Source organism: Pseudomonas migulae, from assembly GCF_024169315.1.
Taxonomy (GTDB): domain Bacteria; phylum Pseudomonadota; class Gammaproteobacteria; order Pseudomonadales; family Pseudomonadaceae; genus Aquipseudomonas; species Aquipseudomonas migulae_B.
On record NZ_JALJWR010000001.1, the window covers coordinates 4526904 to 4549495 of the forward strand.

Annotated in this window: 26 protein-coding genes; 9 read left to right on the top strand and 17 right to left on the bottom strand. The window is 60.6% G+C overall.

Translation table 11 applies throughout. From position 1 onward, the window contains the following. Window positions 1–100 precede the first annotated feature (100 nt). Window positions 101–631 carry a ferritin-like domain-containing protein gene (locus J2Y86_RS20760; protein ID WP_017336293.1) on the bottom strand — a complete coding sequence of 177 codons (531 nt, stop codon included), beginning with the start codon at window positions 629–631 and terminating at the stop codon, window positions 101–103. Between the two features lie 126 nt (window positions 632–757). After that, window positions 758–1705 carry a LysR substrate-binding domain-containing protein gene (locus J2Y86_RS20765; RefSeq protein ID WP_253435678.1) on the bottom strand — a complete coding sequence of 316 codons (948 nt, stop codon included), beginning with the start codon at window positions 1703–1705 and terminating at the stop codon, window positions 758–760. Between the two features lie 108 nt (window positions 1706–1813). On the opposite strand from J2Y86_RS20765, the gene J2Y86_RS20770 reads away from it, so the two are divergent. From J2Y86_RS20770 to J2Y86_RS20780, 3 genes are all read left to right on the top strand, one after another. Beyond that, entirely contained in the window at window positions 1814–2452 is a 639-nt protein-coding gene (locus J2Y86_RS20770) for an FMN-dependent NADH-azoreductase (protein WP_253435681.1), read from the top strand. Then, on the top strand, window positions 2453–2758 hold the full coding sequence (locus tag J2Y86_RS20775) for a DMT family transporter (protein WP_008031171.1): 306 nt from the start codon (window positions 2453–2455) through the stop codon (window positions 2756–2758). Between the two features lie 108 nt (window positions 2759–2866). Beyond that, a complete protein-coding gene (locus J2Y86_RS20780) occupies window positions 2867–3757 on the top strand; it encodes an esterase/lipase family protein (protein ID WP_253435684.1) in 891 nt (296 codons plus the stop codon). A gap of 102 nt (window positions 3758–3859) precedes the next feature. Here J2Y86_RS20780 and J2Y86_RS20785 read toward each other — a convergent pair whose 3' ends face one another. Then, the gene (locus J2Y86_RS20785) at window positions 3860–4747 is read right to left on the bottom strand and encodes a DMT family transporter (protein WP_253435686.1); all 888 of its coding nucleotides are present in this window, start codon (window positions 4745–4747) and stop codon (window positions 3860–3862) included. Between the two features lie 97 nt (window positions 4748–4844). On the opposite strand from J2Y86_RS20785, the gene J2Y86_RS20790 reads away from it, so the two are divergent. The 3 genes from J2Y86_RS20790 (at window position 4845) to J2Y86_RS20800 (ending at window position 7269) form a co-directional block, all read left to right on the top strand. Next, on the top strand, window positions 4845–5639 hold the full coding sequence (locus J2Y86_RS20790; protein WP_253435688.1) for an AraC family transcriptional regulator: 795 nt from the start codon (window positions 4845–4847) through the stop codon (window positions 5637–5639). A 64-nt stretch (window positions 5640–5703) separates the two neighbouring features. Beyond that, on the top strand, window positions 5704–6009 hold the full coding sequence (locus tag J2Y86_RS20795; protein WP_253435690.1) for a PsiF family protein: 306 nt from the start codon (window positions 5704–5706) through the stop codon (window positions 6007–6009). Between the two features lie 246 nt (window positions 6010–6255). Next, on the top strand, window positions 6256–7269 hold the full coding sequence (locus J2Y86_RS20800) for an AI-2E family transporter (protein WP_253435692.1): 1014 nt from the start codon (window positions 6256–6258) through the stop codon (window positions 7267–7269). Between the two features lie 118 nt (window positions 7270–7387). Here J2Y86_RS20800 and J2Y86_RS20805 read toward each other — a convergent pair whose 3' ends face one another. Both J2Y86_RS20805 and J2Y86_RS20810 read right to left on the bottom strand, forming a co-directional pair. Then, the gene (locus tag J2Y86_RS20805) at window positions 7388–8662 is read right to left on the bottom strand and encodes an Hsp70 family protein (RefSeq protein WP_253435694.1); all 1275 of its coding nucleotides are present in this window, start codon (window positions 8660–8662) and stop codon (window positions 7388–7390) included. Window positions 8663–8737: 75 nt separating this feature from the next. Beyond that, complete coding sequence (locus J2Y86_RS20810) at window positions 8738–8959, bottom strand: hypothetical protein (protein ID WP_253435696.1); 222 nt, start codon at window positions 8957–8959, stop codon at window positions 8738–8740. Window position 8960: 1 nt separating this feature from the next. Between J2Y86_RS20810 and J2Y86_RS20815 the strand changes: the two genes are divergently transcribed. Both J2Y86_RS20815 and J2Y86_RS20820 read left to right on the top strand, forming a co-directional pair. Beyond that, a complete protein-coding gene (locus tag J2Y86_RS20815; RefSeq protein ID WP_253435698.1) occupies window positions 8961–9908 on the top strand; it encodes a DnaJ C-terminal domain-containing protein in 948 nt (315 codons plus the stop codon). 23 nt (window positions 9909–9931) lie between these two features. Next, window positions 9932–10237 carry a chaperone modulator CbpM gene (locus tag J2Y86_RS20820; protein WP_064675666.1) on the top strand — a complete coding sequence of 102 codons (306 nt, stop codon included), beginning with the start codon at window positions 9932–9934 and terminating at the stop codon, window positions 10235–10237. Between the two features lie 62 nt (window positions 10238–10299). Here J2Y86_RS20820 and J2Y86_RS20825 read toward each other — a convergent pair whose 3' ends face one another. Further along, on the bottom strand, window positions 10300–11427 hold the full coding sequence (locus J2Y86_RS20825) for a sensor histidine kinase (protein WP_253435700.1): 1128 nt from the start codon (window positions 11425–11427) through the stop codon (window positions 10300–10302). 383 nt (window positions 11428–11810) lie between these two features. Between J2Y86_RS20825 and J2Y86_RS20830 the strand changes: the two genes are divergently transcribed. After that, a complete protein-coding gene (locus J2Y86_RS20830; protein WP_367399717.1) occupies window positions 11811–12074 on the top strand; it encodes a hypothetical protein in 264 nt (87 codons plus the stop codon). 61 nt (window positions 12075–12135) lie between these two features. Here J2Y86_RS20830 and ureC read toward each other — a convergent pair whose 3' ends face one another. The 11 genes from ureC to urtA form a co-directional block, all read right to left on the bottom strand. Further along, window positions 12136–13836, bottom strand: coding sequence for an urease subunit alpha (ureC, locus tag J2Y86_RS20835; protein WP_253435702.1), 1701 nt, complete (start codon window positions 13834–13836; stop codon window positions 12136–12138). A gap of 128 nt (window positions 13837–13964) precedes the next feature. Then, window positions 13965–14270 carry an urease subunit beta gene (locus tag J2Y86_RS20840; protein ID WP_253435711.1) on the bottom strand — a complete coding sequence of 102 codons (306 nt, stop codon included), beginning with the start codon at window positions 14268–14270 and terminating at the stop codon, window positions 13965–13967. Beyond that, complete coding sequence (locus J2Y86_RS20845) at window positions 14270–14803, bottom strand: GNAT family N-acetyltransferase (protein WP_214380447.1); 534 nt, start codon at window positions 14801–14803, stop codon at window positions 14270–14272. The genes J2Y86_RS20840 and J2Y86_RS20845 overlap by 1 nt, the downstream gene beginning before the upstream one ends. Before the next feature lie 6 nt (window positions 14804–14809). Then, a complete protein-coding gene (locus J2Y86_RS20850; RefSeq protein ID WP_253435713.1) occupies window positions 14810–15343 on the bottom strand; it encodes a GNAT family N-acetyltransferase in 534 nt (177 codons plus the stop codon). Between the two features lie 9 nt (window positions 15344–15352). Beyond that, complete coding sequence (ureA, locus tag J2Y86_RS20855; protein WP_033055605.1) at window positions 15353–15655, bottom strand: urease subunit gamma; 303 nt, start codon at window positions 15653–15655, stop codon at window positions 15353–15355. A gap of 138 nt (window positions 15656–15793) precedes the next feature. Next, window positions 15794–16633: an urease accessory protein UreD gene (locus J2Y86_RS20860; protein WP_253435715.1), complete on the bottom strand. Its 840-nt coding sequence runs from the start codon at window positions 16631–16633 to the stop codon at window positions 15794–15796. Window positions 16634–16663: 30 nt separating this feature from the next. Beyond that, window positions 16664–17362 carry an urea ABC transporter ATP-binding subunit UrtE gene (urtE, locus tag J2Y86_RS20865; protein WP_008031204.1) on the bottom strand — a complete coding sequence of 233 codons (699 nt, stop codon included), beginning with the start codon at window positions 17360–17362 and terminating at the stop codon, window positions 16664–16666. 105 nt (window positions 17363–17467) lie between these two features. Beyond that, a complete protein-coding gene (gene urtD / locus J2Y86_RS20870; protein ID WP_253435719.1) occupies window positions 17468–18337 on the bottom strand; it encodes an urea ABC transporter ATP-binding protein UrtD in 870 nt (289 codons plus the stop codon). Beyond that, window positions 18334–19413 carry an urea ABC transporter permease subunit UrtC gene (gene urtC, locus J2Y86_RS20875; RefSeq protein WP_253435722.1) on the bottom strand — a complete coding sequence of 360 codons (1080 nt, stop codon included), beginning with the start codon at window positions 19411–19413 and terminating at the stop codon, window positions 18334–18336. Before urtC ends, urtD begins: the two co-directional genes overlap by 4 nt. Then, the gene (urtB, locus tag J2Y86_RS20880) at window positions 19413–20915 is read right to left on the bottom strand and encodes an urea ABC transporter permease subunit UrtB (RefSeq protein WP_253435725.1); all 1503 of its coding nucleotides are present in this window, start codon (window positions 20913–20915) and stop codon (window positions 19413–19415) included. Before urtB ends, urtC begins: the two co-directional genes overlap by 1 nt. 227 nt (window positions 20916–21142) lie before the next feature. Then, a complete protein-coding gene (gene urtA, locus J2Y86_RS20885; RefSeq protein WP_253435728.1) occupies window positions 21143–22408 on the bottom strand; it encodes an urea ABC transporter substrate-binding protein in 1266 nt (421 codons plus the stop codon). Between the last annotated feature and the right edge of the window lie 184 nt (window positions 22409–22592).

The following is a 22592-nucleotide window of genomic DNA, read 5'->3' on the forward strand; positions in this document are numbered from 1 at the left end:
GCGAGCCTCGCTCCTACAGGTTTAGCGTCGTCCCCATAACTGGTGACCGACTCGAATCCTGTAGCAGCGAGGCTTGCCCGCGAAGGTGGACTGTCAGGCGCTACAAATCTTTCAGAATGTCCGCCATATCATCCGCATGCTCTTCTTCCTGGGCCAGGATGTCTTCGAAGATGCGCCGGGTGGTCGGGTCTTTTTCGCCGATGTACTGAATGATCTCGCGGTAGCTGTCGATGGCGATGCGTTCGGCGACCAGGTCTTCATAGACCATTTCTTTGAGTGAGTTGCCGGCCACATACTGCGCGTGGGAGTTTTTCGACAGCAGGTCCGGGTTGAACTCAGGCTCACCGCCCAGCTGCACGATGCGCTCGGCCAATCGGTCGGCATGCGCCGCTTCCTGGTTCGCGTGCTCAAGGAACTCGTCGGCGGCGACATGGGCTTTCAAGCCATTGGCCATGAAATAGTGGCGTTTGTAGCGCAAGACACAGACCAGTTCGGTGGCCAGCGACTCGTTGAGCAGACGCAGCACTTCGTCGAGGTCGGCGCTGTAGCTTTCGGTTACCGCACCATTTTCGACGTTCTGGCGGGCACGTGCGCGAAGAGTCGTTACATCAGACAAATGCATGTCACTCATCTCGTTCTCCTTGGAGGCTAATCCGGGTTTGCGTCACTTTCTGGGGAAGTGATCACTCCTAAGGTGTGAGTGATGAGCGCAGCGAAAAGTTTGATGTAATTTGCCAATCGAAAACATCGCAGGTTTCTAAACCGGGATGCGTTCTCGCGCGGCCTGCGATCTTGGCAGCAGGCCAGACAATCGCGCTTCTTCCTGCAACCAGGCAAAAAATACACGCACGGGCGGATGGCGTTCACGACCCGGTACGCACAGCGCGCTGTAGCCGGCGCCCTCCACCTGGATGTCACTCCGGTAAGCCACCAGCAAACCACTGGCCACACTCTCGGACACCAGAATATTGCTCGCCAGCACCAGGCCTTGCCCGGCAATGGCGGCTTGCAGGGCGTAATGCTCTTCGTCGTATTCCCGGACCGGCGGTTGCCCCGTCAGCCAGGTTTCGCCGGATTGCGCGCACCACGCCTCCCAGCCATGGGCGTACAGCTTCGAGTTGTGCCAGCGCACGCTGATCAACGTGGGGGCCTGACCACTTCGGGCCCGCGCGACTTGTTCCGGCGAGCCATAAACGCCGAACGACTCATCGAACAGACACAAACCATAAAGGTTCGGATAGTCATCAAGGCTGTAGCGCACCACTAGGTCGACGCTGGCATCCTGATGCAAATCGATCACTTCGCAATGGGTGTCCAGGCGCAGGCTGATGGTCGGATGCCGGGCGTAAAACCGCCCAAGCCGAGGCACCAGCCACAGTGCGGCAAACGCGGCCGTGGTGGAAATCGTCAGGCTTGTGCCGCTGCGTTGCGGGCGCAAGGTGTCGACGCTCTGGGCCACTTCCAGAAAAGCCCCGTGCAGGCTGTGGAACAGACGCTCGCCGCACTCGGTCAGGCGAACCTGTCGTGGCAGGCGCTCAAACAGCGGTACGCCGAGCCAACTCTCCAGCGAACGAATCTGATGGGAAACCGCCGTTGGCGTCACGGACAGTTCTTCGGCGGCGGCCTTGAAGCTCAACAGGCGAGAGGCTGATTCAAAGGCGCGCAGGGCGGTCAGCGGCAGCGAGGCAAACATTGAACACTCCATGGATGAAATGAATTCATCCAGACTGATTTTTGCTCATTTGAGGCGAGACAGCGGCGAGCTCAATCTGCACGCCACAAGCCGTTTGAGTTTAGTCTTCAGGAGATTCAGATGAACAGAGTTCTTGCCATCCACGCCAGTCCACGGGGCGAACGTTCCCACTCCCGTCGCATGACCGAAGTGTTTCTCAGCGCCTGGCAGGCGCGCCATCCGCAATCGCAACTGACTCGTCGGGAAGTCGGTCGGGCGTTGATTCCACCGGTCAACGAAGCCTTCGTGGCCGCCGCGTTCTACCCGGAATCCGAGGCGCGGCCGTTGTCGATGCAGGCCGATCTGGCGTTCAGTGATGAATTGGTGGGTGAGTTGCTGGGCCACGATTTACTGGTGATCTCCACGCCCATGCACAACTTCAGCGTGCCCAGCGGCCTCAAGGCATGGATCGATCAGGTGGTGCGGCTCGGCCTGACTTTCAATCACACGCTGGACAACGGCGTTGCGCAATACGAGCCGCTGGTACAGGGCAAGAAAGCGCTGATCGTCACCAGCCGTGGCGGGTTCGGTTTCGGGCCCGGGGGTGAACTCGAAGCGTTGAATCATGCCGATACGCTGCTGCGCACGGCATTGGGTTTCATCGGCATTACCGACGTCACCGTGGTCGCCGCCGAGGGCGAAGAGTCCGCCGAACGCACCTTCGAGGTCTCCGTCGCCGAGGCCGAGCAGCGTTTGCTGGCGCTGGCCAGGGAGTTCTAGATGGCCTGGGTGTTTTTGCTGATCGCCGCCGGGTTCGAAGTTACCTTCGCGATGGGCATGAAGTACGCCGAAGGCTTCACCCGGCTCTGGCCGTCGCTGATCACGGTCGTGGCGGCGGTGGGCGGGATCTACTTCCTGACCCTGGCGATGCGCGAATTGCCGGTGAGCATCGCTTATCCGATCTGGACCGCCATCGGTTCGCTGGGCACGGTGTTTCTCGGGTTTGCGCTGCTCGGGGAAAGCCTGACGGCGGTCAAACTGGTGTCGGTCGGATTGATCGTGGCGGGGGTGGCAGGGCTGAAGTAAGACGGATGTCATAGACTGGTCGTCGAGTTGTCATTTTTGATAACGATGCTTGGCTGATGTCTTGCATTCAGCCTTGCGTCACCTCATCGATCACAAGGACGTCCGCCCATGTCGCAAGGTTCTGCCACGCGTTATCCGTTGGTGCTGGTCCCGGGAATGCTCGGGTTTATCCGTCTGGTGCTGTATCCGTACTGGTACGGGATTGTCGCGGCGTTGCGCCAAGGCGGGGCGACGGTGTTTGCGGTGCAGGTTTCGCCGCTCCACTCGACCGAGGTGCGCGGCGAGCAATTACTGACGCGAATCGACGAGATTCTGCGGGAAACCGGCGCCGAGAAGGTCAACCTGATCGGCCACAGCCAAGGCTCGCTGACCGCCCGTTATGCCGCCGCGAAACGCCCGGATCGTGTGGCGTCGGTCACGTCGGTGGCCGGCCCCAATCACGGCTCGGAACTGGCGGATTACCTGCACAAACATTACCCGGCGGACAGCGCGAAGGGACGGTTACTCGCCTTTTTTCTTCGGATCATCGGTACGGTGATGAGCCTGCTGGAAACCGGCTATCGCGGGCCGAAGCTGCCGGTGGATATCCACGCCTCCCATGAGTCGCTGACGACAGCCGGGGTGACGCTGTTCAATCAGCGTTATCCACAGGGCTTGCCGGAAACCTGGGGCGGGCACGGGCCGGAAGAGGTCAACGGCGTGCGCTATTACTCGTGGTCCGGCACCTTGCAGCCGGGCAAGACCGATCGCGGGCGCAATCTGTTCGACGGGACCAACCGCAGTTGTCGACTGTTTGCCAAAACCTTCGTGCGTGAAGTCGGGCATTGTGACGGGATGGTCGGGCGCTACAGTTCGCATCTCGGGACGGTGATTGGCGATGAGTATCCGCTGGATCACTTCGATATCGTCAATCAGTCGCTGGGACTGGTGGGGAAGGGGGCCGAGCCGATCCGGTTGTTTGTCGAGCATGCGGCGCGGTTGAAAGCGGCGGGGGTTTAACCCGCGTTGTGGCGAGGGGATTTATCCCCGTTGGACTGCGTAGCAGTCCCTTTTTTTGGCGCCGTTTCGCAGCTCAACGGGGATAAATCCCCTCGCCACAGATCAGGCGACGCTAATCTTGCGGCCCAACACCGTGGTCCAACGCTCCGAAACAATCACCCCACCCAACGTCAGCACACCGCCCACCAGGTGATACATCGCCAATTGCTCATGCAGCACCACCGCGGCAATCAGCGCCGTCAGCAACGGCAGCAGATTGAAAAACTGCGTGGTCCTGCTCGGCCCCAGGCGCACCACGGCCTGCATCCACGCCAGTGGCGCAACCATCGAAGCCAGCAGGCAGGCATACAGCACCAGCGGAATGTTCTGCAGCGTCGGGCCGATTTTCGGCGACACGGCGAACAGCGGAAACAGCACCACCACCGCCACCCACACCTGCAGGTACAACAACACCAGCGGCGGTAAACGCAGCTGCCACTTTTTCAGCAGCGTGCTGTAGATCGCGTAGGCCAGCGTGGCGATCAGCATCATCGCATCGCCCAGATTCACTCCGTGTTCGAGTAAGGCAGCGAGGCTGCCGGACGACACCACCACAACCACCCCGGCAAACGACAACACGGCACCGGCCAGCGCGCCTGCCGTCAGGCGCTGGCCGAGGCTGACGATCGCCATGGCCAGCGACATCAACGGCATCAGCGACAGGATGATGCCCATGTTGGTGGCCGAGGTCAGCGTCGCCGCGAAATACGCCAGGCTCTGATAAACCGCCATACCGAGCACGCCGAGGATGAAAATCTTCCCCAGGTTAGGACGAATGGCCGACCAATGGGCGATGACGGGTTTGAGCATGAACGGCGTGAACAACAAGCCGGCCAGCAACCAGCGGTAAAAACCGATCTCGGCGGGGAAGATCGCCCCGGCCGACATTTTGGTGATCACGGTATTGCCGGCCCAAATGAAAATGGCCAGCAGGGGATAAGCGTATTGCATTGGAAAAAACCAGAAACGTTAATGAGGGGTGATTATCGCCTGTCTGGATGAAAGCCTATACTTCGATCCAGACAACCGGCCCCGGATGACGGACAGCATGAGCAGTAAACACATCGACCTGCTGGATTTCAGCGAACTGCCTTCTCCGGTGTATTTCCGGTATGCCGACTTCGATACTCACGAATATGCCTCGGCCCATCGCCACCCCTGGGGCACGCTGGAGTATTCGGCCAACGGTGTCCTGCACATGGAAATCGGCAGCAGCCGGTTCATGTCGCCGCCGCAATATGCCGTGTGGGTACCGCCGCAGATCGAGCACAGTTTCTACAGCAATCAACCGATCAACTACCGCGCGGTCTGCCTCGCGCCGGCGCTCTGCCAGGAGCTGCCGCAACAGGCCTGCACCCTGGCGATCAGCGACATTCTCAAAGCGATCCTCAAGGACTTCGCCGCCCGCGATGTGAAGATTCCCGAACAGGCTGCGGACAAACGCCTGGCGCAGGTGCTGGTGGACCAGCTGCAACAGGCGCCCGTTCATGAGTGCTACTTGCCCTACGCCAGCAGCCCCGGGCTGCTCGGCATTCTGGAAGCCTTGCAGGCAGAGCCCGGAGATAACCGGCCGCTGTCGGCGTGGGCCGCGCAAATCCATGTCAGCGAGCGAACGCTGGCACGGCAGTTTGTGCGCGAGCTGGGCATGAGTTTCGGCGAGTGGCGGCAGCGCTTGCGCTTTCTGGCGGCGATCGAAGCGCTGGACAGTCAGCGCAGCATTCAGGAGATCGCCTTCGACATGGGTTACAGCACCGGTTCGGCGTTCATCGCGATGTTTCAACGTCAGGCCGGGTGCACGCCGGAACAGTATCGACGCAGCCATCTCGAGAGCAGGAAGGTGTAACAGGCTTTGTCTACACTCCAGAACGAGGCCGTACCCCTCGGTGCGGCAACAAGGAGAAAACTCCATGAAGATGTTGCGTGTCCCTTTGTTGATGATCGGTTTGCTGCTCTGTTCCCAAGGATTCGCCGCCACGGCCCAACAGAACAAGATGACCACGTGCAATGCCGACGCTACTGCGAAGAGTCTCAAGGGCGATGAGCGCAAAGCCTTCATGAGTACATGCCTTAAAGCCGAGCCTGCTGCCAATGACGCGAAAGCGTTGACCCCGCAGCAAGAGAAGATGAAGACCTGTAATGCGGATGCGGCGACCAAAGCTCTGAAGGGTGATGAGCGCAAGGCGTTCATGAGTGATTGCCTTAAGAAAAAATAGCTTTGGGGTGGGATATGTGGCGGTTGTGAGGGCCTCTTTGCGAGCAAGCCCGCTCCACATTCGGCCGAGTTCCTCCAGATGAAATGCGATCGAATGTGGGAGCGGGCTTGCTCGCGAAGGGGCCGGTAAGGTCACTGCAAAAAAACACCCGAGCCCCCGACCAAGGTCGCCCCACACAATCCCTAGTGCTGACACCCGAACGCTGGCAGACTGCCAATCCTTTTACGCCGCTCGTTTTGAGGCTGTATGCCAACGTTTTCTCAACGCCAAGTTTTGCTGCTGATCAGTTGGGTCATCATCTTTGGTGGTTTGCTGCTGGTGATCCCGCTGCGCTTGCTGCCGAGCCTGCTCGCCGGTTTGCTGGTGTTCGAACTGGTCAACATGCTCACCCCGCAATTGCAGCGGCTGATCGAAGGTCGGCGTGCGCGCTGGCTGGCGGTCGCGTTGCTGGGGACGCTGGTGGTGAGTGTGCTGGCGCTGATCTTTGCCGGTGCCATCAGCTTTCTGCTGCATGAAGCAGAAAACCCCGGCGCGTCCCTCGACAAATTCATGGGCGTGGTCGATCGGGCGCGCGGGCAATTGCCGCCGTTCATCGACGCTTACCTGCCCGCCAGCGCGGCCGAGTTCCGCGTGGCCATCGGCGAGTGGGTGAGCAAACACCTCAGCGACTTGCAGCTCGTCGGCAAAGACGCGGCGCACATGTTCGTGACGTTGCTGATCGGCATGGTGCTGGGGGCGATCATCGCCTTGCAACGTATACCGGACCTGACCAAGCGCAAACCGCTGGCCGCCGCATTGTTCGATCGTTTGCACCTGCTGGTGCAGGCCTTCCGCAACATCGTGTTCGCGCAGATCAAGATTTCCCTGCTCAACACCTTCTTCACCGGGATTTTCCTGGCGGTGGTCTTGCCGATGTTCGGCATCAAGCTGCCGCTGACCAAGACCCTGATCGTCCTGACGTTCCTGCTCGGCTTGCTGCCGGTGATCGGCAACCTGATGTCGAACACGCTGATCACCATCGTCGGCTTGTCGCTGTCGATCTGGGTCGCGGTGGCGGCGTTGGGTTATCTGATTGTTATCCACAAGCTCGAATACTTCCTCAACGCGCGCATTGTCGGCGGGCAGATCAGTGCCAAGTCGTGGGAGTTGCTGCTGGCAATGCTGGTGTTCGAGGCCGCGTTCGGCCTGCCGGGGGTGGTGGCGGGGCCGATTTATTACGCGTATCTGAAGAGTGAATTGAAGCAGGTGGGGATGGTTTGATCAGGTCGAGATGTAGTGCCTGATCTGACGCCTTCGCGGGCAAGCCTCGCTCCTACAAGGACCACATCAATCCTGTAGGAGCGAGGCTGGCCCGCGAAGGGCGCGCCTCGGTCTTGGATCAGTCCATCGTGCCGTAGCGCTTGGCCGCTTCGATCGCCAGCCCGCTGCCGATGCTGCCAAAGATGTTCCCTTCCACATGCCGCGCCTTCGGCAACATCGCCGACACACTGTTGCGCAGCGCCGGAATCCCGCTCGAACCGCCGGTGAAGAACACCGTATCGACCTGATCGACCCGCACGTTGGCGTCGTTGAGCAGCTGGGTCACGCTGTTGCGCACGCGTTCCAGCAGGTTGTCGATGGCCGACTCGAACAGCGCCCGGCTGAGCTCGACGCTCAGGCCCGGCTCGATACGGTCCAGCGGCACATGACGGCTTTCAGCGTGGGTCAGCTGGATCTTGGTTTCTTCCACTTCCATCGCCAGCCAGTGCCCGGCGCGTTGCTCGATCAGCTTGAACAGGCGATCGATGCCGCCGGTGTCTTCGATGTCGTAACGCATGCTGCCCAAGGCCAGGGTCGACTTCTGCGAGTACACCGAGTTGATGGTGTGCCAGGTCGCCAGGTTCATGTGGTGGCTGGTCGGCATGTAGGCACCGCTCTTCATGCGGCTGCCGTAGCCGAACAGCGGCATCAGGCCTTGCAGGCTCAGCTGCTTGTCGAAATCGGTTCCGCCGATGTGCACGCCGCCGGTCGCGAGGATGTCATCGTGACGGTTGTCGTGGTTGCGGCGTTCAGGCGACAGGCGTACCAGCGAGAAGTCGGACGTACCGCCGCCGATGTCGACGATCAGCACCAGCTCTTCCTTTTCGATTGTCGACTCATAGTCGAACGCCGCCGCAATCGGTTCGTACTGGAACGACACATCCTTGAAGCCGATGGCGCGGGCCACGTCCACCAGGGTGTTTTCCGCTTCCTGGTCGGCCATTTCATCGTCATCGACGAAAAACACCGGGCGACCCAGCACCACTTCTTCGAATTCGCGACCAGCGGCGGTTTCGGCACGCTTCTTCAATTGGCCGATAAACAGCCCGAGCAGGTCCTTGAACGGCATCGCCGTGCCGAGGACGCTGGTGTCGTGCTTGATCAGCTTGGAGCCCAGCAGGCTCTTGAGCGAGCGCATCAACCGGCCTTCGTAACCTTCCAGGTACTCGTGCAGCGCCAGCCGGCCGTACACCGGGCGGCGTTCTTCCATGTTGAAGAACACCACCGAGGGCAGGGTGATCTTGTCGTCCTCCAGCGCGATCAGCGTTTCCATGCCGGGGCGCAGCCAGCCGACGGTGGAGTTGGACGTGCCGAAGTCGATACCACAGGCACGGGCTGGAGATGCGTTTTTCATGTCTATCAGGTTCCGGTTAAAAAACGGCCGCGCAGTGTATGTCAGTGCGGCGCAGATTCGAAGGCCGACTATCCGCTAAATCTCAGCCAATAGCGCCTTGATAAGCTGGCGGGATGCCCCAAACTTGTCTGCATTGAGCCTGGCAGCCATCTGAGGGTCGCAAGAACCGCCCACTGCTGCCGATAAACTTCTGATGCGCGCCCCGGTCACAACCTTGAGATCGGTCAACCTGACAGCTTGCAATGAGCGCATGCTGCCGGTGACGGCGCGATTTTGATAACGGATGGTGATTCCCACGATGGACTTCAAAGACTATTACAAGATTCTCGGTGTGGAACCGACTGCGGACGATAAGACGATCAAAGCGGCTTATCGCAAGCTGGCGCGCAAATACCACCCCGATGTCAGCAAGGAAAAGGACGCCGAGTCCAAGTTCAAGGACGCCTCGGAAGCCTATGAAGCGCTGAAAAGCGCCGACAAGCGCGCCGAGTACGACGACTTGCGCAAATACGGCCAGCACGGCCAACCGTTCCAGGGCCCGCCGGGTTGGCAGGGTCGTGGCGCAGGCGGTTTTGGTGGTGGCCAGGACACGGGCGATTTTTCGGACTTCTTCAGTTCGATCTTCGGCAACCGTGGGCCGGGTTTTGGTGGTGGACAATCGCGTCGAGAAACCGGACGTCGAGGGCAAGACGTGGAAATGGAACTCGGGATCTTTCTGGAAGAAACCCTCGCGAACGAATCGAAGAAGGTCACCTTCCAGGTGCCGCAGTACAACGCTGCCGGCCAACATGTCAGCAACACCAGCAAAAGCCTGAACGTGAAAATCCCCGCCGGTGTCACCGACGGCGAGCGCATCCGCCTCAAGGGCCAGGGTGCTCCGGGCGTAGGTGGCGGGGCCAATGGCGACCTGTACCTGATCATTCGTTTTGCGCCGCATCCGAAGTTCGACGTGGAAGGCGAAAACCTGATCATTACCCTGCCGATGGCACCTTGGGAGCTGGCGTTGGGCGCCGAAGTCGCGGTGCCGACCCTGACAGGCAAGATCAACCTCAAGGTGCCGGCGGGCAGCCAGAACGGCCAACGCATGCGCGCCAAGGGCCATGGTTTGCTGAACAAGGCCGGCCAGCGGGGTTATCTGTTCGTGCAACTCAAAGCCGTCATGCCTAAAGCCGCGGACGACGAGGTCAAGGCGTTGTGGCAGGAACTGGCGAAAAAAGCGGCTTTCAACCCGAGAGAAAATTTCTGATCCAAGAGACGGAGTAGCCCATCATGAGCAACCCCCTGATCGTTCAACTGGACATGGCAGAATTCTGTGAGGCGACCGACCTGTCGGACGTCTACGTGATCGAAATCGTCGAGCACGGCATCCTCGAACCTCAGGGCAAACAGCCCAAGGACTGGCGATTCAACGATTATGAGCTGGCGCTGGCCAAGCGTGCCGCCAAGCTTCGGCACGACCTGGAGCTGGAATGGGAAGGCGTCGCCCTGGCGCTGGACCTGCTCGAAGAGGTTCAGCAACTGCGGGCCGAGAACCGCATGCTCAAGCAGCGGTTGGGACGGTTGGTGGTTGAATAGCGCTGAACCTGTGGCAAGGGAGGTCGCTCCCTCGCCACAAAAGCCTTTTCCCCACAACAACCCTAGATGTTCCTGGGCAACACCACCGTAAACAGCGTGCCGTCGGTCTCGTTCGAGCTGACCTCAATCGTTCCGTTATGCGCGTCGACCACTTCCTTGACGATAAACAAACCCAGGCCAAGGCTGGTGCTTGGCTGGCCGAGTTCTTCGTCGGCGCTGCGGACCAGCGGATCGAAAATGGTGCCGATGGCCTCCTCCGGAATCGGCACCCCGTAGTTGTGCACCGTGAGGCGAACCGTATCGGGCTCACCACTGAGGGTCACCGTCACGTCGCGCTTGTTTGCACCGTGCTGCAACGCGTTGCCGATCAGGTTCTGTAACAGCTGGGCTAGCCGCCCGGCATCCCAGACACCGCGAGTGTCTCCCACAACCCTCACCGTCGGGTCGCACTCCGGATTACCGGCGCAGGCTTCGGCGATTGCCGCATGCGTTGCATCAGCCATGTCCATGGGCGCTGGTTCGATCGGCAGGCTCTTGCCCAACCGGCTACGGACCAGCTCCAGCAAATCGCTGACCATCGCCGCCATGTGCCGCGAGCCATGCTTGATGTTGTTCGCACAGGCCAGCGCATCACCTTCGAGCGTGACTTTGCGCAACAGCAGTTCAGTGGACATGCTCACCGCTTGCAATGGCGCACGCAGATCATGGCCGAGAATCGCCAGAAAGATATCCCGCGAGCGATTCACTTGTTCGGCATAGGCCGCGGTGGATTCGGCGAGGGCTTCGTCGATGGCTTCATTGAAACGGATCATGTCCTGGAAATAGGTCAGGTCCGGTGACTCCAGGCTGTCGACCCACAGGCGGATGACACACGCGCGCAAATGACGAAACTCGCTGGTCATCTGCACCAGATCGAAACCCACGGTATGACGCAGTTCACCATGGCTGGCACCGGCTTCGTCCAGGCTCGGGGTTTTCTCCGGGCCTTCACCCCTGGCTTTTGCGAGTTGTTCGTTGCGGGTTTGCGCAGTGACCATGTCGCGTACGGCGGCCAGCAGGATCGCCTTGGCGTGATCGCGCAAGGCCACTCGATCCATGTTTTCGGCTGCCGGCATGATCGTTTTGGCGAACTGTTCCCATTCATCGACGATACGGTCCACGTGTTGGCGGATGAAATCGGGAAGGCGCATGGTCGGTTTCCTGCTTGGAATGTCAGGGAATCTTAGTCCCTTTGGTCCCGGGTTAAAAACTACCGCTGAAGGTCTGGATCAGCGATCCGGCGGGCAGGGTGGTATTTAGTTATTTTTCAGGCGCTCAAGTTAAGTGTTGTTTTGAGTTTTCCGGTGTTTTTCAGCAGATTTTTGAGCTTTTGTTTTTGGGGAGGCTGAATAAGCTGGGGATTCTGATAATCGCATAGGGATCTTGCGAAAATGACTGTAGTCCCAGAAAAAGCCCTGTCGGGAGTTTCTCCGAAAGTGGTCGAGCAGCCATTCCGGGAATCCTACATTCAGGGTTCCAATCACGGTCCTTTCAAGGCCATCAGGCGCCGGCTCGATGCGACAACGGAGTTTACATGGCGCTGGAAAAACGGGCGACCGAGTCGCTTTCCGCGCAGGAACAAGCGCAGCTGAAAGAAGAGATCAGGGTTCTCGCGACTGAGCTTGGCAAACCGGAAAGCGAGTTCGCCCCCGGCCGCGTCATGACCGCCGATGAGTATGAAACCGAAATGAATCTGCTCAATGAACAGAAGCTGGCGTTACTCAAGACGCTCACCCAACAAGCGATGGATCGGGCAAAGCTGCAACGGACCGAAATCCCTCTCACCGTAAATCCCTGAACGGTTAGACCGGCACGAAGACTGACGATCTTCGTGCCGGTCCAGCGAGTTGCTCAGCCGGTCAAAACAGAAAATAACGCTGGGCCATCGGCAGCACATCCGCCGGCTCACACCACAGCAAGACGCCGTCAGCCTTGACCTGATAAGTCTGCGGATCGACATCAATGTCCGGCAGGTAATCGTTGTGAATCAGGTCGGTTTTCTGCACCTCGCGACAACCTTTGACCACGGCGATTTTCTTCTTCAGGCCCAAGGCCTCGGGAAGTCCTGCCTCCTGCGCCGCCTGGCTGATGAAGGTCAGGCTGGTGGCGTGCAACGAGCCGCCATAACTGGCAAACATCGGACGGTAATGTACCGGTTGCGGTGTCGGGATCGACGCGTTGGCGTCACCCATCAGGCTGGCCGCGATGGCCCCGCCCTTGAGGATCAGCGTCGGTTTGACCCCGAAGAATGCCGGGCGCCAAAGCACCAGGTCCGCCCATTTACCCACTTCCACCGAACCGACTTCGTGGCTGATGCCATGGGTGATTGCCGGGTTGATGGTGTACTTGGCGATGTAGCGTTTCGCGCGGAAATTGTCGTTGCCCTCGCCATCCTGTGGCAGCGGGCCGCGCTGTTTTTTCATCTTGTCGGCGGTCTGCCAGGTGCGCGTGATGACTTCGCCGACGCGGCCCATGGCCTGGCTGTCGGAGCTGATCATCGAGAACGCGCCGAGGTCGTGGAGGATGTCTTCGGCGGCGATGGTTTCGCGGCGGATGCGGCTTTCGGCGAAGGCCACGTCTTCGGCAATGCTCGGGTCGAGGTGGTGGCAGACCATCAGCATGTCGAGGTGTTCGTCGATGGTGTTGCGGGTGAACGGCCGGGTCGGGTTGGTCGAACTCGGCAGCACGTTGGCAAAACCGCAGGCCTTGATGATGTCCGGCGCGTGGCCGCCGCCGGCACCTTCGGTGTGATAGGTGTGGATGGTGCGGCCCTTGAAGGCGGCGAGGGTGGTTTCGACGAAGCCGGACTCGTTGAGGGTGTCGGTGTGGATTGCCACTTGCACGTCGTATTGATCGGCGACGGACAGGCAGTTGTCGATGCTCGCCGGCGTGGTGCCCCAGTCTTCGTGCAGCTTGAGGCCGATGGCGCCGGCCTTGACCTGTTCGATCAATGGCTCCGGCAGGCTGGCGTTGCCCTTGCCGGTGAGGCCGATGTTCATCGGGAAGGCATCGGCGGCCTGGAGCATTCGCGCGAGGTGCCATGGCCCGGAGGTGCAGGTGGTCGCGTTGGTGCCGGTGGCAGGGCCGGTGCCGCCGCCGATCATGGTGGTGACGCCGCTCATCAAGGCTTCTTCGATCTGCTGCGGGCAGATGAAGTGGATGTGCGTATCGATGCCGCCGGCGGTGAGGATCATGCCTTCGCCGGCGATCACTTCGGTGCTGGCGCCGATGGCGATGGTGACGTTGGGCTGCACGTCCGGATTGCCCGCCTTGCCGATGCCGGCGATGCGTCCATCCTTGAGACCGACGTCCGCCTTGACGATGCCCCAGTGGTCGATGATCAGCGCATTGGTGATCACGGTGTCGACGACTTCGGCGGCCAATAGCTGGCTCTGACCCTGGCCGTCACGGATAACTTTGCCGCCGCCGAATTTCACTTCTTCGCCGTAGGTGGTGAAGTCTTTTTCCACCTCGATCCACAGCTCGGTGTCGGCCAGGCGGACCTTGTCACCGACGGTGGGGCCGAACATGTCGGCGTAGGCTTGTCTTGAGATTTTCATGCGCATGCCTTGGGAATTGATTGAATGGGAGATCGCATTCGCGGGCAAGCCTCGCTCCTACAGGGGTATGCGATCACCTGTAGGAGCGAGGCTTGCCCGCGAAGGGGCCGGTACCGGCGCTGAATGACTTAAAGGTCACCCATGATCCTGCCGGCAAACCCGAACACCCGGCGATGTCCGGCCAGGTCGACCAGCTCGACCTCGCGGCTCTGCCCCGGTTCGAAGCGCACGGCGGTGCCGGCGGGGATGTTCAGGCGCATGCCACGGCTGGCGGCGCGGTCGAAGGTCAGGGCGTCGTTGGTTTCGAAAAAGTGGTAGTGCGAGCCGACCTGGATCGGCCGGTCGCCGCTATTGGCCACTTTCAGGCTGACGGTGCGACGGCCGGCGTTGAGCTCGATGTCGCCGGGCTGGATCTGGAATTCACCGGGAATCATCAATGGGCTCCCTGGAGAATCTTGTAGTAGAGGGCAGTTGGCTTGTACCGGCCGCTCGGATCGCAGGCGTAGTCGGGAATTTCGCCGGCGCGGTTGTAACCCAGCGCCTTGTAGAAATCCTCGGCGGGGGAGCCGGCTTCGGTGTCGAGGTAGAGCATGCCGCGCTTGTGCTGGAGCGCAGCCTGTTCCAGGGCGCTCATCAACTGTTGGCCCAACCCGCGGCGGCGCGCGTGTTCACGCACCAGCAGTTTCTGCACTTCGGCGCGGTTCAGACCATTGGCTTTCTGGCACAGGGTCAGTTGCACGCTGGCCTGCACCTGTTCGTCCTTGACCACCACCCACAGCAGCACGTTGCCCTTGTTGAGGTTGTCCTGAACTTCATCGAAATAGGCACGTGCCTGAGTGGCATCCAGATCGGCCATGAAACCGACACTGGCGCCATAGCCAACGGCGTCGAGCAGCAGATCAATCAAACCCTGACGATAGTGCGCAAAGCTTTCAACATTGACGCGGCGCAGTTGGGCGGCGTTCATCGGGCATTACTCCTTGCTGGCGAGCGGCGGTTCGGCGCCAGGGTTGAGGGTCAGTTGCATGAAGGTCAGGTCCAGCCAGCGGCCGAACTTGGTGCCGACCTGAGGCATTTGCCCGGTGGTCACGAAACCGACGCGTTCATGCAGGCGGATGGAAGCGGCATTGCCGCTTTCGATGGCAGCGACCATCACATGCTTGTCGCAGCCTTTGGCGCGCTCGATCAGCACGTCCATCAATTGCGGGCCGAGACCATTGCCGCGCTGGTCGCTGCGCACGTAGACCGAGTGCTCGACGGTGTGGCGGAAACCATCGAACGGTCGCCAGTCACCAAATGAAGCGTAGCCGAGTACGCTGTTATCGCCGTCGACGATCACCAGGATCGGATAGCCCTGGGCTTGTCGGGCACTGAACCAGGCTTGACGGTTGCCCAGGTCGACGGCCTGTTCGTTCCAGATCGCCGTGGTGTTGAGCACGGCATCGTTGTAGATGTCGCGGATCGCCGGCAGGTCGGCGTGCACCGCATCGCGGATGTGGTAAGTCATGGCGCGGCCTCAGGCGATGGGTTGGTGAACGGTGACCAGCTTGGTACCGTCGGGGAAGGTGGCTTCGACCTGAATCTCCGGGATCATTTCCGGGATGCCTTCCATCACTTGTTCGCGACTGAGCAGGGTAGTGCCGAAGTGCATCAGCTCGGCCACGGTCCGGCCGTCACGCGCGCCTTCGAGCAGCGCTGCGGAAATGTAGGCCATGGCTTCCGGGTAGTTGAGTTTCACACCGCGCGCCAAACGCCGCTCGGCCACGAGGCCGGCGGTGAAGATCAGCAGCTTGTCTTTTTCGCGTGGGGTCAGGTCCATCGTTGGAATCCATCTGGGCAGATAAAAAAGTTCGGAACTGTAAACACAGACCCTGTAGGAGCGAGGCTTGCCCGCGAAGGGGACCTTGAGGCCGCCAAAAGCTTCGCGGGCAAGCCTCGCTCCTACAGATTGCGGTGTTCAGGTGCTCCATATTCTGGGGGGGACGGCTTCCCGGCCAAGCAACGCCGGCCTGAGCAATCGCCATAATTCGATCAGCCAACCACGCGCCAACAGCGCTTCACCGGCCAGGCATCGAGCCACCAAAAGCCCCGGCAACTGCGTCAAATCCCCGCGCACATCGTTGGGCAACGAGCGGCATTTCTCCAGCAACTCACTATCAATCTCCCCCGTCACCAGCAACGTCGCAAACACCGGTTGCCCGTCCATCCCGATCGGCGAATCAAGCAAACCATCACCGCCGACAATGCGCTGGCGTTCGTGCCAGAGCAACTGGCCGTCGCAGCGAATATCCAGCTGCGCCTGAAAATGTCCGAGGTCGAAGCGCTCGCCGCTGGCCGGGCGGCCCAGCGCCACGACGTCCCAGTAGAACAACCGCGCGTCGCCTTCCAGATCAATGGACGTGCTGAGCTCGGCCTGGGCAGCGCTAAAGATAATTGTCTCTTGCGGCAGCCACTCCAGTGTCGCGCCGGCGGCCACTTTCAAGTCGAGGTTCTGATAAGCCGGCCCGGCTGCGCGATACCACTTGGCTGCGCCGGGGCTGGTGATTTGCGCCCACGCCCCATGGCCGACGCTGGCGCTGATGTCGAGCCGGTCGCCACCGGCAATCCCGCCGGGCGGGTGCACGATGATGTGCTGGCACACTTCGGGTCCTTCGGCATACAGATGCTTCTGCACGCGCAACGGACCCTTGTGCCGGCGCTGAACCGGGCGCGTGCTGTCGCCGAATCGGGCATAGCCCAGTTCCAGCTCGGCATGCCAGCTAGGCGTGAACAGCGTGGTGTGGGCAGGTAAATTCATGGTTTTCAGTTATCGTTAGGACGCTACAGATTAGATCGTTACCAGACCGCGTACACCCTCGGCTTCCATATTTTCTCCGCGACCCTGCTGCACGATCTCGCCGCGTGACATCACCAGGTATTGATCGGCCAGTTCGGCGGCGAAATCGTAGAACTGCTCCACCAGCAGAATCGCCATGTCGCCCCGTGCCGCGAGCTTCTTGATCACCGCGCCGATCTCCTTGATTACCGACGGCTGGATGCCTTCGGTGGGCTCGTCGAGGATCAGCAACCGTGGTCGGCTGGCCAATGCCCTGCCGATGGCCAGCTGCTGTTGCTGTCCGCCGGACAGGTCACCGCCGCGCCGTTGCTTCATTTGCAGCAGCACCGGGAACAGCTCGTAGATGAAGGCCGGGACTTCCTTCGCTTCGGAGCCGGGGAAGCGCGACAGGCCCATCAGCAGGTTTTCTTCCACGGTCAGCCGGCCAAAAATCTCCCGGCCTTGAGGTACGTAAGCGATTCCGGCGTGTACCCGTTGGTGCGGCTTGAAGGTGGTGATCGGCTTGCCTTCCCAGTTCACCGCGCCTTCTTTGGCCGGCAGCAAACCCATCAGGCATTTGAGCAGGGTGGTCTTGCCCACGCCATTGCGCCCGAGCAGGCAGGTGACTTCACCGACCTTCACGTCGAACGTCAGGCCGCGCAGGATGTGGCTACCGCCGTAGTACTGGTGCAGCTTGTCGACTTGCAGCATTCTAAATACTCCTCAATCCCCTTGCAGGAGCGAGGCTTGCCCACGAAGGGGGCCTCAAGGCCGCCAAAAGCTTCGCGGGCAAGCCTCGCTCCTACGGGAGCAAAATCATCTTCCGAGATAAACCTCGATCACCCGCTCATTTTCCTGCACCTGTTCCAGTGACCCTTCCGCCAGCACGCTACCCTGGTGCAACACGGTGACGTGGTCGGCGATGGAGCCCACAAAACCCATGTCATGCTCCACCACCATCAGCGAATGCTTGCCCGCCAGGCTCTTGAACAGTTCGGCAGTGAACTCGGTTTCGGCGTCGGTCATGCCAGCCACCGGTTCGTCGAGCAGCAGCAGTTGCGGGTCTTGCATCAGCAACATGCCGATCTCCAGAAACTGCTTCTGACCGTGGGACAACAAACCTGCCGGGCGATTGACCGAGGCGGTCAGGCGGATGGTCTCCAGCACTTCGCTGATGCGATCCTTCTGTTCGCCACTCAAACGCGCCCGCAGGCTGGCCCACACCGACTTGTCGGTTTTCTGCGCCAGCTCCAGGTTCTCGAACACGCTCAGGGCTTCGAACACCGTTGGCTTCTGGAACTTGCGGCCGATGCCGGCCTGGGCAATCTGCACTTCGCTCATCTGCGTCAGGTCGAGGGTTTCACCGAACCAGGCTTTGCCGTGACTGGGGCGAGTCTTGCCGGTGATCACGTCCATCAAGGTGGTCTTGCCCGCGCCGTTGGGGCCGATGATGCAGCGCAGTTCGCCGACGCCGATGTACAGGTTCAGCGCGTTCAGCGCCTTGAAACCATCGAAGCTGACGCTGATGTCTTCCAGGGTCAGGATGGTGCCGTGGCGGGTATCCAGGCCGGGGCCGACGCGTTGGCCGAGGCCGATGGCGTCGCGGCTGCTGCCGGCGTCCTTGTTCGGATGCGGTGGATAAAAGGCCGGTTCGAGCATGAATTCAGCCGTCGCAGTCACTCTCATTGGTCACCCCTTTTCTTCAGCAGGCCGATCACCCCTTTGGGCAGGTACAAGGTCACGACGATGAACAACGCGCCAAGGAAGAACAGCCAGTATTCCGGGAACGCCACGGTGAACCAGCTCTTCATGCCGTTGACCACGCCGGCGCCAAGCAGCGGGCCGATCAGCGTGCCGCGTCCGCCCAGCGCCACCCACACGGCGGCCTCGATGGAGTTGGTCGGCGACATTTCGCTCGGGTTGATGATCCCGACTTGCGGCACATAGAGCGCGCCAGCCAAACCGCACAACACAGCGCTCAAGACCCAGACAAACAGCTTGAAACCGCGTGGATCGTAACCGCAAAACATCAGACGGTTTTCCGCATCGCGCAGGGCGGTCAACACACGACCGAACTTGCTCTGCGCCAGACGCCAACCGATAAACAGGCTTGCCACCAGCAACACCACCGTGGCGAAAAACAGCACCGCGCGGGTGCCGGGTTCGGTGATGCCGAAGCCGAGAATGGTGCGGAAATTAGTGAAGCCGTTGTTGCCGCCGAACCCGGTTTCGTTGCGGAAGAACAACAGCATTCCCGCGAACGTCAGGGCCTGGGTCATGATCGAGAAATACACGCCCTTGATCCGCGAGCGGAAGGCAAAGAACCCGAACACCAGCGCCAGCAACCCCGGCGCCAATACCACCAGGCACATCGACCAGAGGAAGCTGCTGGTACCGGTCCAGTACCACGGTAATTCGGTCCACGGCAGGAACGTCATGAACGCCGGTAAACCATCGCCCGAGGCCTGGCGCATCAGGTACATGCCCATCGCATAACCGCCGAGGGCGAAGAACAGGCCATGGCCGAGGGACAACAGGCCGGCGTAACCCCACACCAGATCCAGCGCCAGTGCGACGATGGCGTAGCAAAGAATCTTGCCCACCAGGGTCAGGGTGTAGGCCGAGACATGCAGCGCACTGTCGGCGGACAACAGCGATAGCAGCGGCAATGTCAGCAGCAGAATGAGCACCACGACGCCGACGATCAGCGTGACTTTGGGGCCGGCTTTTTGTGTCGCGGTAACGAGCAGGGGCTGGTTCATCAGTCGATCACCCGTCCTTTCAGTGCGAAGAGGCCTTGCGGACGTTTCTGGATGAACAGAATGATCAGCGCGAGGATCAGGATCTTGCCGAGTACGGCGCCGATCTGCGGTTCGAGAATCTTGTTGGCGATACCCAGGCCGAACGCGGCGAGCACGCTACCGGCCAGTTGACCGACACCGCCGAGCACCACCACCAGGAACGAGTCGATGATGTAGCTCTGACCGAGGTCCGGGCCGACGTTGCCGATCTGGCTGAGGGCTACGCCACCGAGACCGGCAATGCCCGAGCCGAGACCGAAGGCGAGCATGTCGACCCGCCCGGTGGGTACGCCGCAGCAGGCGGCCATGTTGCGATTCTGAGTGACGGCGCGCACGTTCAAACCGAGGCGCGTCTTGTTCAGCAGCAGCCAGGTCAGCACCACCACAAACAGCGCGAACGCGATGATCACGATGCGGTTGTACGGCAGCACCAGATTCGGCAGCACTTGAATCCCGCCGGACAACCAGGCCGGGTTGGCGACTTCAACGTTCTGCGCGCCGAACAGCAATCGGACCAGCTGAATCAGCATGAGGCTGATGCCCCACGTCGCGAGCAGGGTTTCCAATGGGCGGCCGTAGAGGTGACGAATCACCGTGCGTTCCAGCGCCATGCCAATCGCAGCAGTGACGAAGAACGCCACCGGCAATGCGATCAGCGGATAGAACTCGATGGCTTGCGGGGCGAAACGCTGGAACATCAATTGCACTACGTACGTCGAGTAGGCGCCGAGCATCAGCATCTCGCCGTGGGCCATGTTGATCACGCCGAGCAGGCCGAAGGTGATCGCCAGGCCGAGCGCCGCGAGCAGCAGGATCGAGCCGAGTGACATGCCGCTGAAGGCTTGCCCGAGCATTTCACCGATCAGCAGTTTGCGTTTGACCTGGGCCAGGCTGGTTTCAGCGGCGGTGCGCACGGCGGCATCCGCTTCGACACCCGGTTGCAGCAGGCTTTCGAGACGGGTGCGCGCCAGTGGATCGCCGGTTTCACCGAGCAGGCGCACTGCGGCGAGGCGCACAGCCGGGTCGGTGTCGACCAGTTGCAGGTTGGCCAGGGCCAGGCTCAATGCGGCATGGACGCTTTCATCTTTTTCACCCGCCAGTTGCTGGTCGAGGAATTTCAGCTGCGCGGGTTTCGCGCTTTTCTGCAATTGCTGCCCGGCAGCCAGACGGGTTTTGGCGTCGGCGGCGAGCAATTGGTGGCTGGCCAGTGCGGTGTCGATCAGACCCCGCAGGCGATTGTTCAAACGCAGGGTTTTGGCTTGGCCATCGACGGTCAACTCGCCTTGTTGCAGGGCGTTGATCAGTTCGATACGCGCCGGATTGGGCTGCGCGGCCCAGGCCTCCAGGAGTTTGGCTTGCTGCACGGGATTGGCGGCGACGAAGTCTTCGGCGTCGCTGGCGAACGTGGTCATCGGCAGCAAGAGTGCGATGGCAAGAATGAAACGGTAAAGGGCAGTCGGCATGTCTTTGGCCTTGCGCGGACTAAATGTGAGAGCGGGCTTTTGTGGCGCGGGGATTTATCCCCGTTGGGTCGCGAAGCGGCGCCCAGCATTTCAAAGTCCAACCGCATGTAATGAGTTGACGTCTGCTTCGCAGCTGAACGGGGATAAATCCCCTCACCACAAAGGCCCGCTCCCACAGGGATTTGTGTCGGGCCTAAGCTCCGTACCCAGGCCCGACACCCAATGGCTTAGTTGCTCTTCACCGCATACTCCGGCTTCTTGTCGTTACCCGGAATGAACGGGCTCCACGGCTGGGCGCGGATCGGTCCTTCGGTCTGCCACACCACATTGAACTGACCGTCCGCCTGGATCTCGCCGATCATCACCGGCTTGTGCAAGTGGTGGTTGGTCTTGTCCATGGTCAGGGTGTACCCGGACGGCGCGGCAAAGGTCTGGCCGCCGAGGGCTTCGCGGACTTTGTCGACGTCGGTGGACTTGGCTTTCTCCGCCGCTTGCGCCCACATGTGAATGCCGACGTAGGTGGCTTCCATCGGGTCGTTGGTCACCGCTTTGTCGGCGCCCGGCAAGTTGTGTTTCTTCGCGTAGGCTTTCCAGTCGGCGACGAATTTCTTGTTCGCCGGGTTCTCCACCGATTCGAAGTAGTTCCACGCCGCGAGGTTGCCCACCAGCGGCTTGGTGTCGATGCCGCGCAATTCTTCTTCACCCACCGAGAACGCCACGACCGGAACGTCGGTGGCTTTCAAACCCTGGTTGGCCAGCTCTTTATAGAACGGCACATTGGAGTCGCCGTTGACGGTGGAGATGACCGCCGTCTTGCCACCCGCCGAGAATTTCTTGATGTTGGCCACGATGGTTTGATAGTCGCTGTGGCCGAACGGGGTGTAGACCTCTTCGATGTCCTTGTCTGCCACCCCTTTGGAGTGCAGGAACGAGCGCAGGATCTTGTTGGTGGTGCGCGGATAGACGTAGTCGGTGCCGAGCAGGAAATAGCGCTTGGCGCTGCCGCCTTCTTCGCTCATCAAATATTCCACGGCCGGGATCGCCTGCTGGTTGGGCGCCGCGCCGGTGTAGAACACGTTGGGCGACATCTCTTCACCTTCGTACTGCACCGGGTAGAACAGCAAACCGTTGAGTTCTTCGAACACCGGCAATACCGATTTACGCGACACCGACGTCCAGCAACCGAACACCACCGCGACTTTGTCCTGCGTCAGCAACTGCCGGCCCTTTTCGGCGAACAGCGGCCAGTTCGACGCCGGGTCCACGACCACCGGTTCCAGCATCTTGCCGTTCACGCCGCCCTTGGCGTTGATCTCGTCGATGGTCATCAACGCCATGTCCTTCAGCGACGTTTCGGAGATCGCCATGGTGCCGGACAACGAATGCAGAATACCGACCTTGATGGTCTCGGCGGCCTGGACGGTCCAGGTCAAGCCCATCGCGGCAATGCTTGCCGTGAGTGTAAAAGCCTTGATCAAGCTGCGACGCTTCATTGTGCGATCTCCATGAACTTATGAATTTTCTTGGTTGGCAGATGCGGACTACTGAAGGGTGTTTTGCAAGGGCTGTGCCCGGTCGGGAAAAGGCCATGAAGTATCGTTTTTAACGTGTCAGCCGGAACGATCGCGCACCAGGCTGGGGCCGGTTTGCGAGAGGGGTGCACTGCTGTGCGCGGGA